At 70.8% G+C, this 13,491-nt stretch carries 14 protein-coding genes; 6 read left to right on the top strand and 8 right to left on the bottom strand.

Features of this window, described 5'->3' with window-relative positions; genetic code table 11:
- A partial coding sequence (gene cydC / locus D471_RS0108295) for a thiol reductant ABC exporter subunit CydC (RefSeq protein WP_017598186.1) occupies nt 1-1,414 on the top strand: 1,414 nt, incomplete at its 5' end.
- A 99-nt stretch (nt 1,415-1,513) separates the two neighbouring features.
- Here cydC and D471_RS0108290 read toward each other — a convergent pair.
- The gene (locus D471_RS0108290) at nt 1,514-2,068 is read right to left on the bottom strand and encodes a Uma2 family endonuclease (RefSeq protein WP_241479587.1); all 555 of its coding nucleotides are present in this window, start codon (nt 2,066-2,068) and stop codon (nt 1,514-1,516) included.
- 202 nt (nt 2,069-2,270) lie between these two features.
- Between D471_RS0108290 and D471_RS0108285 the strand changes: the two genes are divergently transcribed.
- Nucleotides 2,271-3,173 carry an EI24 domain-containing protein gene (locus D471_RS0108285; protein WP_026127529.1) on the top strand — a complete coding sequence of 301 codons (903 nt, stop codon included), beginning with the start codon at nt 2,271-2,273 and terminating at the stop codon, nt 3,171-3,173.
- Nucleotides 3,174-3,243: 70 nt separating this feature from the next.
- Here D471_RS0108285 and D471_RS0108280 read toward each other — a convergent pair whose 3' ends face one another.
- Genes D471_RS0108280 through D471_RS0108265 form a run of 4 tightly spaced genes read right to left on the bottom strand, consistent with a single transcriptional unit; the run spans nt 3,244 to nt 7,537 of the window.
- Complete coding sequence (locus D471_RS0108280) at nt 3,244-4,368, bottom strand: D-alanine--D-alanine ligase family protein (protein ID WP_017598183.1); 1,125 nt, start codon at nt 4,366-4,368, stop codon at nt 3,244-3,246.
- Nucleotides 4,369-4,428: 60 nt separating this feature from the next.
- Nucleotides 4,429-5,646 carry a trans-sulfuration enzyme family protein gene (locus D471_RS0108275; protein ID WP_017598182.1) on the bottom strand — a complete coding sequence of 406 codons (1,218 nt, stop codon included), beginning with the start codon at nt 5,644-5,646 and terminating at the stop codon, nt 4,429-4,431.
- 11 nt (nt 5,647-5,657) lie between these two features.
- Entirely contained in the window at nt 5,658-6,713 is a 1,056-nt protein-coding gene (locus D471_RS0108270) for an NAD(P)H-dependent glycerol-3-phosphate dehydrogenase (protein WP_017598181.1), read from the bottom strand.
- An 8-nt stretch (nt 6,714-6,721) separates the two neighbouring features.
- Nucleotides 6,722-7,537, bottom strand: a complete 816-nt coding sequence (locus D471_RS0108265) for a lysophospholipid acyltransferase family protein (RefSeq protein ID WP_026127528.1) — start codon at nt 7,535-7,537, stop codon at nt 6,722-6,724.
- Nucleotides 7,538-7,749: 212 nt separating this feature from the next.
- Here D471_RS0108265 and cofC point away from each other — a divergent pair, with 212 nt between their 5' ends.
- Nucleotides 7,750-8,571 (top strand): 2-phospho-L-lactate guanylyltransferase, encoded by an 822-nt coding sequence (cofC, locus tag D471_RS0108260; RefSeq protein ID WP_017598179.1) that lies wholly within the window; start codon nt 7,750-7,752, stop codon nt 8,569-8,571.
- Here the strand turns inward: cofC and D471_RS0108255 are convergent.
- From D471_RS0108255 to leuC, 3 genes are all read right to left on the bottom strand, one after another.
- A complete protein-coding gene (locus tag D471_RS0108255) occupies nt 8,552-8,833 on the bottom strand; it encodes an HU family DNA-binding protein (protein WP_017598178.1) in 282 nt (93 codons plus the stop codon). The two genes, cofC and D471_RS0108255, sit on opposite strands and share 20 nt — an antisense overlap.
- Nucleotides 8,834-9,183: 350 nt before the next feature.
- Nucleotides 9,184-9,774 carry a 3-isopropylmalate dehydratase small subunit gene (gene leuD / locus D471_RS0108250; protein ID WP_017598177.1) on the bottom strand — a complete coding sequence of 197 codons (591 nt, stop codon included), beginning with the start codon at nt 9,772-9,774 and terminating at the stop codon, nt 9,184-9,186.
- Nucleotides 9,775-9,802: 28 nt separating this feature from the next.
- A complete protein-coding gene (leuC, locus tag D471_RS0108245; RefSeq protein WP_017598176.1) occupies nt 9,803-11,209 on the bottom strand; it encodes a 3-isopropylmalate dehydratase large subunit in 1,407 nt (468 codons plus the stop codon).
- A gap of 155 nt (nt 11,210-11,364) precedes the next feature.
- Here leuC and D471_RS0108240 point away from each other — a divergent pair, with 155 nt between their 5' ends.
- From D471_RS0108240 to D471_RS33505, 3 genes are all read left to right on the top strand, one after another.
- The gene (locus tag D471_RS0108240) at nt 11,365-12,048 is read left to right on the top strand and encodes an IclR family transcriptional regulator (RefSeq protein ID WP_026127527.1); all 684 of its coding nucleotides are present in this window, start codon (nt 11,365-11,367) and stop codon (nt 12,046-12,048) included.
- A gap of 370 nt (nt 12,049-12,418) precedes the next feature.
- A complete protein-coding gene (locus tag D471_RS0108235) occupies nt 12,419-13,297 on the top strand; it encodes a M24 family metallopeptidase (RefSeq protein WP_040688878.1) in 879 nt (292 codons plus the stop codon).
- Nucleotides 13,294-13,491: alpha/beta fold hydrolase (locus D471_RS33505; RefSeq protein ID WP_040688876.1), on the top strand; the 198-nt coding region annotated here is incomplete at its 3' end. The genes D471_RS0108235 and D471_RS33505, both read left to right, overlap by 4 nt.

Genomic DNA, 13,491 nt, shown 5'->3' with positions numbered 1-13,491 from the left:
CGCGGCCACCGAGCCGTTCGGCCGGTTCCGGACGGGTGACCTGGTGTCACGTCTGGTCAACGACACCGAGGCCACGCTGGACCTGCTCGTGCGCGGGCTGACGCCGCCGTTGGTGTCAGTGGTGACCGGCGGCGCGACGGTGCTCTTCCTGACCACGGTGTACGCGCCGGGCGGGCCGCTGCTCGCGGCGGGGCTGCTGCTGGCCGGTCTGGCGGTACCGCTCGCGGCCGCCGCGCTCGGCAGGGGCCCCGGACGACGGCAGGCGAAGGCGAGGGGAGAACTGTCGACCGCGCTCGTGGACACCCTGCACGGGGCGCCGGACCTGGTGGCCTACGGGGCGATGGACCGGCAGGTGGAGCGGGTGAACGCCGCCGACGAGGAACTGACACGGATGGCACGGCGGGACGCGGCGATCCTCGGGTTCGGGGCGGGGGCGACCGCGTTGATCACCGGCCTGACCGTGTGGGCCGCGCTGCTGCTGGGAGTGGCCGCCGTGGAGGGCGGCACGTTGGACGCGGTGTCCCTGGCGGTGCTGGTGCTGACGACGATGGCGGCGTTCGAGATCGTGGCGCCGCTGCCCGCGGTGGCCGCCAGGTTGGGGGCGATCCGGGCGAGCGGGGCCAGGCTGTTCCGTGTCGTGGACACCCCCGCGGCCGTCGCGCCGCCCACCCGCACCGGGCTGGAGCCGGAGGGTGATCCGACGGTGCGGATACGGGACCTGAGGGTGCGGTACGGCCCGGACGAGCCGTGGGCGCTGGCCGGGGTGGATCTGGAGATCCCGGCCGGTGCGACGGTGGCGGTGATCGGGCCGAGCGGTGCGGGCAAGAGCACCCTGGCGTCGGTGCTGCTGCGGTTCCGCGACCCGGACGGGGGCCGGGTGGAGCTCGGCGGCACGGACGTGACCGCCTACCCGGCGGACGAGGTGCGCGCGGTGGTGTCGGGGGTGCCGCAGGACCCGCACGTGTTCGCGTCGACGCTGCGGGAGAACCTGCGGTTGGCACGGCCCGGCGCGGAGGACGACGAGCTGTGGGCGGCGCTGCGCAGGGCCCGGCTCGCGGACGAGGTGGCCGCGATGCCCGAGGGGCTGGACACCCCGGTGGGCACGCACGGCCTGGGGCTGAGCGGGGGCATGGTGCAGCGGCTCGCGCTGGCCCGCGCGCTGCTGGCGGACCCGAGGGTCCTGGTGCTGGACGAGCCCACCGCTCACCTGGACCCGGACACGCGGGACGCGGTGGTCGACGACCTGCTGGCCGCCGCCGAGGGGTACTCGACCCTGCTCATCACCCACGACCTGACGGGGCTGGAGCGGGTCGACCGGATCTACGTCGTGCGCGAGGGGAGGGTGATCCAGTCGGGGACGTACGCGGAGCTGTCCCGGGAGCAGGGGTGGTTCCGGAACGTGAGTACCCGCTGAGAACCATGGCGGGTGACGGCCCTCCCCCGCACGCCCCCGGACCGACGGGAGGAACGAGCACTGTGCTCATTCCTCGCGTCGGGACCGAGCCAGCATCCACTAGGAGAAGAGTGACTTCACCTTGATCTCGATGTCGAAGGGATCGGGAAGCTTCACGGACTCATCACGGAGAGCTCGGGCCACGTCTCGATACTCCCCCTTGTGAGGGTTGGAGAACAGGGCGATCTCATCCTTTCGGGCATCAATAACCAAGTAGAGCGGTACACCCGCCTGGGCATACCCCCGAACCTTGGTCTTCCAGTCGTGGAGGCTGCTACTCGGAGAAACCACCTCGACCGCGAGCTCGAGATCCTCAGCAGGCTGAATCCACTGGCTACCACCACCACTCTTGCCATGAACCGCTGCTTTGGGCATGACCATCAAGTCAGGCACATACCGATCCCCCGTCTCGGGGATCTCCACCGTGATGACCTGATAGGTGCGGAGACCTTGATCACCAAGGCCCGCCATGATCAGGATCTCCTGAAGAACCGTCACGATGTCAGCGTGGCCGGTGGTCGGTGTTGGTGACACGACGATGCTCCCGTTGATGATCTCCGTGCGATAACCCTCCGGGAGTTCGAGGTTTTCAGCCAGCGTCGGGAGGTCCACCATCGTTTCCTCCACCCGCTCGTGAGCGACACACGTCATTCGCAACCCCCACGGTGTTCGGAACGTGTCCGACAGTAGCGAGGGCACACGACAAGCGTACGCGTTTTCCAGGAAACACACAGGAATGGACCCCCGGCGGAACAGAACCCGCCCCCTGCTCACCCGCGCGTCTGACACCGGCGGGCCGATCCTCTAGGGTTCGTGCGTGGTCAACTCTCTTCGCGAAATCCTCGGTGGTGCGGGCGCGCTGGCTCGCGGCTTCGGCATGATGGTGCGCAGCCCCCGCCTGTTCCTTCTGGGCGCGCTGCCCCCGCTGTTCACGTCGCTGGTGTTCCTGGCACTGTTCGTGACGCTCCTGGTCAACGTCGGCGACCTCGCGGCGTGGGCGACGCCGTTCTCGGAGGGGTGGGACCCCACCTGGCGGAACACCCTGCGCGTCGCGGTCTCCGTGGCCATGGCGATCGGCGCCGTCCTGGTCATGGTCGTGACGTTCACGACCGTGACGCTGACACTGGGCGCGCCCGTCTACGACAAGATCGGTGAGCTGGTCGAGGAGCGGCTGGGCAACCCGCCCGAGGGCAGCGACGAGCCGCTGATGGCGTCCATCGTGCGGGCGATCCGCCAGTCGCTCGGAATCATCCTGATGTCGCTGCTGGTCACACTGGTCGTGTTCGGGATCGGTTTCATCCCGTTGGTCGGGCAGGTCGTCGGCGCGGTCCTGGCGGCCGTGCTCGGTGGCTGGCTGCTCGCCATCGAGCTCCTGGCCGGGGCCTTCGACCGGCGGAACATGCTCCTGGTCCGGGACCGCCGCCGCTACATGGGCACCCGCCGCCTGCGCGTGCTCGGTTACGCCGTTCCCACGTACTTCCTGCTGGCGATCCCGTTCGTGGCGATCGCGGTGTTCCCCGCCGCCGCGGCGGGCGGCACGATCCTGGCACGGGAGCTGTTCGAGGCCGGTGAGCGGCGGGGCTGGAACGGCCCCGGCGGACAACCGCTCACCGCGCACGGGCCGGGCCTGCCGGGCGGCCCGCAGGCCCCCGGATCCCACCCGTTGCCCGGAGCTCCGTGGCCTCCGCACGGGCAGGGGCACCCGCCCGCCCGGGGCTGACCGCCGCTCCGACGTCCCCAACGCACGCGAAGGGCGGTTGACCAGCTGGTCAACCGCCCTTCGCGTGCGTCTAGCGCAGGCCGGGACGCCGACGCAGCGCGGTGGTGATCATCCGGTCGACCAGCGCGGCGTAGTCGACACCGGTCGCCCCCCACATCTGCGGGAACGCCGAGGCCGGGGTGAACCCGGGCATCGTGTTCAGCTCGTTGACGAGGATCTCGCCGTCCTCGGTGTAGAAGAAGTCGACCCGCGCCAGGCCCTCGCAGCCCATCGCCTCGAACACCTCGGCCGCCATGCCGCGCAGTCGGGCGGTGGCGTCCTCCGGGATCCGCGCCGGAATGGTCAGGCTGCTCGTGGACAGGTACTTGGCCTCGAAGTCGTAGAAGTCGAACCCGTCGGCGACGTGCACCTCGGCCGGGAGGGAGACGTCGGGGGTCCCGCCGTCCTCGGCCTCCAGCACGCCGCACTCGATCTCACGTCCGACCACCTGGGCCTCCACCAGCACCTTGGGGTCGTGCTCCCGGGCGGCCTCGACGGCGGCGATCACCGCGTCGGCGTCCCCGGCGTCGCCCACCTTGCTGATGCCGACGCTGCTGCCCGCACGGGCGGGCTTGACGAAGACGGTCCCGCCCAGGTCGGCGATGTCGTCGAGCACCCTCTTGCGCTCGGTCCGCCACTGCCGGTCGGTGACCGCCACGTAGTCGCTGGTGGGGATCCCGTTGCCGATGAGCATCGCCTTCATGAACACCTTGTCCATGGCGGCCGCGCTGGAGAACACCCCGGCGCCCGCGTAGCGCACACCCATCATCTCGAACAGCCCCTGGATGGTGCCGTCCTCACCGAACGGCCCGTGAAGGAGCGGCAGCACGACGTCCACCCCGGCCAGGCGCTCCACGCCCCGCTCGGGGTCGACGGTCATCAGCTGACCGACGGAGTCGAAGGGTAGTGCCAGGTCCGTGCCGTCCTCGGCGACGGTCGGCAGCGCCTTGGTCGCCTCGTCGATCCGCAACCGTTCGGGGTCGGCCGGGGCCAGAACCCAGTTGCCGGTCTTGGTGATGCCGACCGGCACGATCTCGTAGCGGTCGTGGTCGACGACGGACAGGACACTGCCCGCGGTGACGCAGGAGATCTCATGCTCGGAACTACGACCGCCGAAGACGACGGCGACCCGAATCTTGCGCTGCTCGGACGACATGCTGCCTGACCTTATCTCGCCTTTTGGTGGAACCGGAACCGGGAAAGCGCCCCGTTTGTGTCAGATGTCCGCATCAAGCGCCGCGAGGGCGTCGTCGATGAGGTCCTGGGGGTCCTCCAGACCAATGGAGAACCGCACCGCTCCAGGGGAGATACCCGCGTCCGCGAGCTCGGTCTCGCTCATCTGGCGATGCGTGGTGGAGGCGACGTGCCCCACCAGCGTGTGCGTCCCGCCCAACGAGGCGGCGACCGTGCCCAGCCGGATGCGGTCGGCGAAGCGCATCCCGGCCTCCTGCCCACCACGCGGGTGCACGGTCACGACCGCGCCGCACCGCCCGGCGTCGAACAGCTTCGCGGCCAGCTCCGTCTGCGGATGCGAGGCCAGGGACGGGTGGTCGACCCGCTCCACCGCGGAGTGCCCCTCCAGCGCCGCGGCGAACGCGGCGGCGGACTCGCACTGCCGCGCCACCCGCAGCGGCAGTGTCTCCAAGCCCCGGTGCAGCAGGTAGGCCTCGTCCGGGGCCAGGCACGGCCCCAGGTCGATCCGGGCCGCCCGGATCCGGTCGATCAACTCGGGCGCGGCCACCGCCACACCGCCCGTGGCGTCGCTGTGCCCGCCGATGAACTTGGTCGCCGAGTGCACGACGACGTCGGCCCCGTGCTCCAGCGGACGGCACACCACGGGGGAGGCGAACGTGGAGTCCACGACGAGGGTCGCACCCGCCTCCCGCGCGATCCGCGCCAGTTCGGGCAGGTCGGACACCGCCATGGTGGGATTGGACAGCGTCTCGGTGAACAGCACGGCCGTGTCCGGGCGCACGGCCGCCCGCACCGCGTCCAGGTCGGTGACGTCCACGAAGTCCGTGCGCACGCCGAACCTCCGGAGCAGTCCGCCGAGCAGCGAGTGCGTGTTGCCGTAGATCGACCGAGCCGCCACGACGTGCGCACCGGCCTCGGTCAACGCCATGAGCACCGTGCTGATCGCCGCCATACCCGACGCGAAGGCCTGTCCCCGCACCCGCGTGCGCAGCCCGGCGCCCTCCAGCGCGGCGACCCCCTCGGCGAACGCGTCCACCGTCGGGCTGTCGATCCGCGCGTAGGAGTACCCCTCCTGGGTCCCCGCCAGCACGTCGGCGTACTCCTGCGAGGTGTGGAACTCGTAGGTGGTGGCCCGGTGGACGGGCATCCGCATCGGACGCTCGGCCGGAACCGGCGCCGACGGCAGGTTCAGCGCCCGGGTGAACTCCGTTTCGGGTCCGGGGGCGGGTACGTGCGGCATACTGCTCTCTCTCAGACCCCGTAGCGTTCGGGCTTGGCGCTGCGCGCCATGAACGCGGCCAGCGCCTCGGCGGGGCTCAGGTCGTGGTGCATCATCTTGACGACGGCCTCGGTGATCGGCATGTCGACCCCGTGCCGCCAACCCAGTTCGAGGATCGACTCCGAGGACTTGACCCCCTCGGCCGTCTGACTGGTCTCCGCGACGACCTGTTCCAGGGTCTTGCCCGCGCCCAGTTTCTCACCGAATGTTCGGTTACGCGACAGTGGCGAGGAGCATGTCGCCACGAGGTCACCCAATCCGGCCAGGCCGGACAGGGTGTGCTCGTCGGCGCCGAGGGTCACGGCGAGCCGCGTCGTCTCGGCCAGCCCCCGGGTGATGAGGGAGGCCTTGGTGTTGTCCCCGAAGCCCATTCCCTCGGCCACGCCGACGGCGAGCCCGATGACGTTCTTCATCGCCCCGCCGATCTCCACCCCGACCAGGTCGGTACTGGTGTAGGGGCGGAAGTACGGCGCCTTGAACAGCCCCTGGAGCCAGACCGCGGTCTCCTCCTGGGGGCAGGCCACGACGGCGGTGGCGGGCTGGCGCTCGGCGATCTCCCGGGCCAGGTTGGGCCCGGAGACCACGGCGATCCGCTCCTTCGGGTACTCCAGGACCTCGGCGACGATCTGGCTGACCCGCAGCTGCGTGCCCAGCTCCACGCCCTTCATCAGGCTGACGATCACCGCGTCCTCACGCAGGTGCTCCCGCCACTGGACGAGGTTGGCCCGCAGCGACTGGGACGGAACCGCCAGCACCACCACGTCGGCGTCGGCGACCGCCTCGGCCGCGTCGGCGGTCGCGCGCAGTCTCGGGTTCAGCTCGATCCCGGGGAAGTAGTCCGGGTTCTCGGAGGTCGCGTTGATCGCGTCCACGACCGACGCGCGCCGCCCCCACAGCACGACATCGACCGCCGGACCCCCCGGCTCCTCCCTCCGCGCCCGGTCCGCCGCGTCCGCGACGATGTTGGCGAACACGGTCCCCCAGGAACCGGCGCCAAGCACGGCGATCCTCACCTTGTCGCTGTCCATCCGCCCCGTCACGCCTCGTTCTTCCCGTTGTCGTCCTCACCCGCTGCGGTCTTCTCCGCCGAACCCCCGCCGGCCGTCTCACCGTCGCGTTCGGGCCGGGCCTGGACCCGCGCCCGCTTCATGTCGTAGGGCACCGCCGGCGGCTCCTCGCCCCGGATCTTGGCCTGGAGCGCGGTGATGTCGCGCATGATCGCCTCGGTGGCCTCGTTCAGGATCGTGGCGGTCAGCGGCCTGTCCCGGAAACGGTCCAGGTCCACCGGCGGTCCGGCGCGGAACTCCACGCGCTTGGGCGGGAACAGGCTGAGCTTCTTGTCCCCCTGGTACGGGAGGAGGTTCTGCTCGCCCCAGTGCGCCACCGGTACCACGGGAACCCCCGTGGTCAGCGCCAGACGGGCCACTCCGGTCTTGGCGGTCATCGGCCACAGCTCGGGGTCACGCGTGCAGGTGCCCTCCGGGTAGAAGATCACCGAGGCGCCGTCCCGCGTGAGCGCCAGTTCGGCCTCGTGCAGGGCCTTGACGGCGTCCGTGCTGCCGCGCTTGATGGGGATCTGCCCCGTGCTCTTGGCCACCGACCGCACCACCGGGATCCGCATGACCGCGTCCTTCATGGTGAAGGTCGGCCAGCGACGAACCCCCACGTACATGAAGTGCGCGACCGTCAGCGGGTCGACCGTGGACAGGTGGTTGGCGGCGATGATCACCCCGCCCTCGGCGGGAACGTGCTCCGTTCCCGACCAGACGGGCTTGGTCACCAGCCTGAGGAGGGGGCGCACGATGCACGCCACGACCACCTTCACCCATCGCGATTCTCGTTGCTTGGCCACGGGACTCCTCACTTCATCGCTCCGGGCCCGTCCGGACCCCGGAGCACGACCGGTTCAGTCTAGGGCGAACCGGTACCCGCTCCTCCAGCCCGGAGACGCACGTCACCGGGCAGGTCACCGGCCCGAAATCCGCCCGGGCCCCGCGCCGCGCCCGTCCCCGAGCGCCTACCCTCGTGTCACTGCCCTTGCCGTACCGACGCCCCGGGGGGACCGTGACCGGCTTCGGAGAGCGAGACGGGGCCGCGCGCGCCGGGGTGCGCTGGTCCCTGATCGTCCCAGTCAAGCACCTCGACCGAGCCAAGTCGCGACTGGCCCGGGCCGCCGGACCGTTCCGGGGCGACCTGGCGCTGGCCGTGGCCTGCGACACCGTGGCCGCCGCGCTCGCCTGCCCCGAGGTCTCCTCGGTCTTCGCGGTCACCGACGACGACCGGGCCCGCGACGAGCTCGCCGCCCTGGGCGCGGTGGTGGTCGGCGGTGAGCCGGGAACGGGCCTCAATCCCGCGCTGCGGCACGGGGCGGCGGTCGCGCGGCGGCGCCTGCCCGGATCAGGGGTGTGCGCCCTGTCCGCGGACCTGCCCGCGCTGCGCCCCGACGAACTCGGCCGGGTCCTGACGGCGGCGGCCGGTCAGCGCCGGTCCTTCCTGCCGGACGCGCCCGGGGTGGGCACGACCGCGCTCGCCTCGGCCCCCGGGGCCCCGTTCCTGCCCGCCTTCGAGGGCGCCTCCCGCGCCCGGCATCTGGCTTCGGGCGCCCGGGAACTGGTGGTCGCGGACGTCGACTCCGTCCGGCGGGACGTGGACACACCGGAGGACCTGCGCGCGGCGGTCCGACTGGGGGTGGGGGCGCGCACCCGGGAGCTGCTGGAGCGGATGGGCGACCGCACTCCCACGGCGGGGGTCCACCCCGGGCCGGGCGGCCTCGCCCCCGCGGTCGACACCGCCCCCGAACAGCGCTCCGCCCGGGCCCCTGTCAGGGACCCGGGCGGAGCCCACCCGTCGCCGTTCGGCGGTGGGACTACTTCTTCCCGTCGTTGACCAGGGCCTTGAAGTCAGCGCCGGCGCGGAACTTCGGAACGAAGCTCGCGGGGACGTTGATGGATTCCCCGGTGGCGGGGTTGCGCGCGGTGCGGGCCGCGCGCTCGGACTTCTCGAACACGCCGAAGCCCGTGATGGCGACCTTGTCGCCCGACGCCACGGTGGCCTGAATGGTCTCAAGCACAGCGTTGACCGCTTCGGTCGCGGTCTTCTTGTCTCCGAGCCGATCGGAGATCGCGTCGATCAGGTCACGCTTGTTCATAAGGTTCCTCCGGTTCCCCCTTGCTCGCACGAAATTAGGGGAAGCTCGGCCCGTTACACAAATACAAACGCCTGTGGGGAAGGCGTGTCGGCCCCTTCCCCACCTGCGAGCCAGCTACGGAAGGCAGTGGAACCGACTCGTGGGACGCCGTCCCACGAGTCCCTTTTGCCCCCTTGTGTGAGCCTCAAATGCCTACGTATAACCGGATTCCGGGCACGTCACATGACGAGATTGAGGACGCAAACCCTGCAAGCGGCTGGTCACACCAAGTAAAGGTAAAATATTTCGGGGTCGGCGGGTGTACTGCGTCACACACCCCTCCGACCCCGCTCCAGAGCACGTTCCGGCGCCTACAGGGTCACCGGAAGCCAGCGCTTGCGCGTCTCCTCGAACGCCCCGATCCCCTCCGTGTGACGCAGCGTCAGGGCGATGTCGTCCAGCCCCTCCATCAGCCGCCACCGGGTGTAGTCGTCCAGCTCGAAGGACTCCTGGACGCCCGGGGCACGGACCTCGCGGTTGACCAGGTCGACGGTCACCTCGGTGCCGGGGTCGGCCTCGACGGTCTCCCACAGCTTCTCGATGACCTCCTGCGGCAGCAGGATGGTCAGCAGCCCGCCCTTGAGCGAGTTGCCCCGGAAGATGTCCGCGAAGCGCGACGAGAGCACCGCGCGGAAACCGTAGTCCTTCAGGGCCCACACGGCGTGCTCACGCGAGGAGCCGGTGCCGAAGTCCGGACCCGCCACCAGCACGGACGCACCGGAGTACTCAGGGCGGTTCAGGACGAAGTCGGGGTCGCTCCCGCGCCACTCGGCGAACAGGCCGTCCTCGAAGCCGGTCCGGCTCACACGCTTGAGGTAGACGGCGGGGATGATCTGGTCGGTGTCGACGTTGCTGGCGCGCAGCGGGACGGCCCGACCGGTGTGGACGTCGATCTTCTCCATGACAGGTCTCTCCTAGCTGGTCGGGGTCCTACAGGGACACCAGGTCGGCGGGCGAGGACAGCGTTCCGCGCACCGCCGTGGCCGCGGCCACCTGCGGCGACACCAGGTGCGTACGACCTCCGCGCCCCTGACGGCCCTCGAAGTTGCGGTTGGACGTGGAGGCGCTGCGCTCCCCCGGCTTGAGCTGGTCCGGGTTCATGCCCAGGCACATCGAGCACCCGGCCTCGCGCCACTCGGCCCCGGCCTCCTCGAAGACCCGGCCGAGCCCCTCCTCGTTGGCCTGCTCCTTGACCCGCATGGAGCCGGGAACGACCAGCATGCGGACACCGTCGGCGACCTTGCGGCCCCGCATGATCTCGGCCGCGGTGCGCAGGTCCTCGATCCGGCCGTTGGTGCACGACCCCAGGAAGACGGTGTCGACGCTCACCTCGCGCATCGGCGTGCCGGGGGCCAGGTCCATGTAGGCCAGGGCCTTCTCCGCGGCGGCGCGGGCGCTGGAGTCCGCGAAGGAGGCGGGGTCGGGCACGGAGGCGTCCAGCGGAACGCCCTGGCCGGGGTTGGTGCCCCAGGTGACGAACGGGCTCAGCTCGTCGGCGTCCAGGACCACCTCAGCGTCGAAGACGGCGCCCTCGTCGGTGCGCAGGCTCTTCCAGTGCTCGACCGCCGCGTCGAAGTCCTCGCCCTTCGGGGCGTGGTCCCGGCCCCGGATGTAGTCGAACGTGGTCTGGTCGGGGGCGATCATCCCGGCACGGGCGCCCGCCTCGATGGACATGTTGCACACCGTCATGCGGGCTTCCATCGACAGCGACTCGATGGCCTCGCCGCGGTACTCGATGACGTAGCCCTGGCCACCGCCGGTGCCGATCTTGGCGATGACCGCGAGGATGATGTCCTTGGCCGACACACCTGGCTTGAGCGTGCCGTTGACCGTGACGGCCATGGTCTTGAAGGGGGCCAGGGGCAGCGTCTGGGTGGCCAGCACGTGCTCGACCTGGCTGGTGCCGATGCCGAAGGCCAGCGCGCCGAACGCGCCGTGGGTGCTGGTGTGGCTGTCACCGCAGACGATGGTCATGCCGGGCTGGGTCAGGCCCAGCTGGGGGCCGACGACGTGCACGACGCCCTGATCGATGTCACCCATGGGGTGCAGGCGCACCCCGAAGTCCGAGCAGTTCTTGCGCAGGGTCTCGACCTGCTTGCGGGAGACGGGGTCGGCGATCGGGGCGAGCAGGTTCTGAGTGGGGACGTTGTGGTCCTCGGTCGCGATCGTGAGGTCGGGGCGCCGCACGGAACGACCGGCCAGGCGCAGGCCCTCGAAGGCCTGCGGGCTGGTCACCTCGTGGACCAGGTGGAGGTCGATGTAGAGCAGGTCCGGCTCGCCGTCGGCACGTCGGACGACGTGCTCCTCCCAGACCTTCTCGGCCATCGTGCGTGCCATGGGCGATCGCCTCTCTCGTTCTTCGTCTCGGGCCCGTGTCGTGGTGGACCCAGCGCGGACGTGCGGGCTGACTTGCATTCCATATTTCGAGACGGCAATATCAAGTCATGGACAACTCTAGCTCATCCAGCGGCGTCGGTGTGCTGGACAAGACGATGTCCGTCCTCGATGCGTTGGAATCGGGTCCGGCATCCCTCGCCCAGCTGGTACAGATCACCGGTCTGGCGCGGCCCACCGCGCATCGCCTGGCCGTCGCCCTGGAGCGGCACCGCATGGTCGCCCGCGACAGCCAGGGCCGGTTCGTGCTGGGTCCGCGACTGGGCGAGCTCTCCATCGCCACCGGCGAGGATCGACTCCTGGCCGTGGCCGCGCCCGTGCTCGTCCAGTTGCGTGACCTGACCGGGGAGAGCGCCCAGCTCTACCGCCGTCAGGGCGACCTGCGGGTCTGCGTGGCCGCCTCCGAGCGCACCAGCGGACTGCGCGACACCGTGCCCGTCGGCAGCGAACTGCCCATGAACGCCGGTTCGGCCGCCCAGGTGCTGCTCGCCTGGGAGGACCCCGACCGCATTCGCCGCTCCCTGGTGGGCGCCCGCTTCACGGCGGCCAGCCTGGCCCAGGTACGCCGCCGCCGCTGGGCCCAGAGCGTGGCCGAACGCGAGCAGGGCGTCGCCTCGGTGTCGGCCCCGGTGTCCGGCCCGGGCGGGCGCGTGATCGCCGCCGTCTCAGTCTCCGGACCGATAGAGCGCCTGACCCGCTCACCCGGTCGGATGCACTCCCAGGCGGTGCTGTCGGCCGCCGAGAAGATCAGCGAGTCGCTGCACACCTACGAGGGGCGGTAGGCAGTACCTTTCCTGGTCCCGCCGCCTCGCTTCGGCCCGCCCGCCGCCCATCACCGCCTGAGGGGCCGCTCCGCGGCAGGACGGGCACCCTCAGGCGGACGCCCACGGCGCGGCCCCATCCACAGGAACCCCGCCGACGGCCGGACGAAAACCCCCTGGGGTGACCGTTCCAAGAAACAAAACCCGACCCACCACCCACAACCGATGCCCGCCGCCCCGTAGTCCCCGCACCACCAGCCACCACCGCCAACCCCACGACACACCGGCCGACGACCGCGCCCGCCGAACCCCGGCGGACGCGGTCGTTCGCGTGCTCGGGAAAGGCACCCCGACCGTGGACACTTATTGACAGGATGTCTAACATGACAGAATGTCTCACACGAAAGTGACCGGGAACACACCCCCTCAGGCTGAGCTCGACGCCTTCCGCGAGCTCCAACAGCTCGCCTACCAGGCCGCCGGTGACGTGGCGGCGACCCTCGAACCCGGTGTCACCGAACGCGAGGCGGCCCGCCGCATCCGTGAGCACCTCGAAGGACACGGGGTCCAGGACTGGTTCCACACCCCCTTCGCCTGGTTCGGTGACCGCACCGCCTTCCGAGGCTTCACAGTGCCCCTCCAGTTCTTCCCGTCCCGGCGCAGGCTGGAGGAGGGAATGCCGTTCATCCTCGACTGCGCCCCCGTCCGCGACGGATACGTCGCCGACATCGGCTACTCCGGATACCTCGGCGAGAACCCCCTGCACGACCGGCTCATGGACGACCTGCGTGCCCACCGCCGCCTGATCGTCGAGCGGGTCCGCGCGGGCGACACCCTCCAGGACGTCTACCGCTCCGTCGACGCCCTCATCCGCGACCAGGGCTACGACAACCGCCACCAGGTCTATCCAGGCCGCGTCATCGCCCACCAGGTCGGGAAGGTGCGATCGAGGCTGCCCCGAGCGATCGTCGCGGGCTTCGGGGTCCGCTCCCTCCAGACCCTCGTCGGCGACCTCGTCGTCGAACGCATGCACCACCGCTCCCCCCTGTGGGCGGACGGCGACATCTCCGCCCACCCGGCCACCCCCGGCATGTGGGCGGTCGAACCCCACATCGGCTTCCGCGACATCGGCGTGAAGTTCGAGGAGATCCTCGTCGTCACCGAGGACGACGCCTACTGGCTCGACGACGCCCTGCCGCACGTGCGCAGGTGGGACTCCCGCGCCCTCCCCTCACCCTCCACCACCGCCACCAGCGAGGTGACCCGATGAACTCCCCGTTGCGCCCCCGCGGCCACGTCACCGCCTCCGACGGCCAGCGCCTGGCCGTCCACACCGCCGGGGACCCCGCGCGTCCCACGCTCCTGCTCGTCCACGGCTACCCCGACAACGCCTCCGTCTGGGACGCCCTCGCCACGGACCTCGCCGCCGACCACCACGTCGTCGCCTATGACGTGCGCGGCGCC

Source organism: Nocardiopsis lucentensis DSM 44048, assembly GCF_000341125.1.
Taxonomy (GTDB): domain Bacteria; phylum Actinomycetota; class Actinomycetes; order Streptosporangiales; family Streptosporangiaceae; genus Nocardiopsis; species Nocardiopsis lucentensis.
This window is presented reverse-complemented; position numbering and strand designations above follow the sequence as displayed.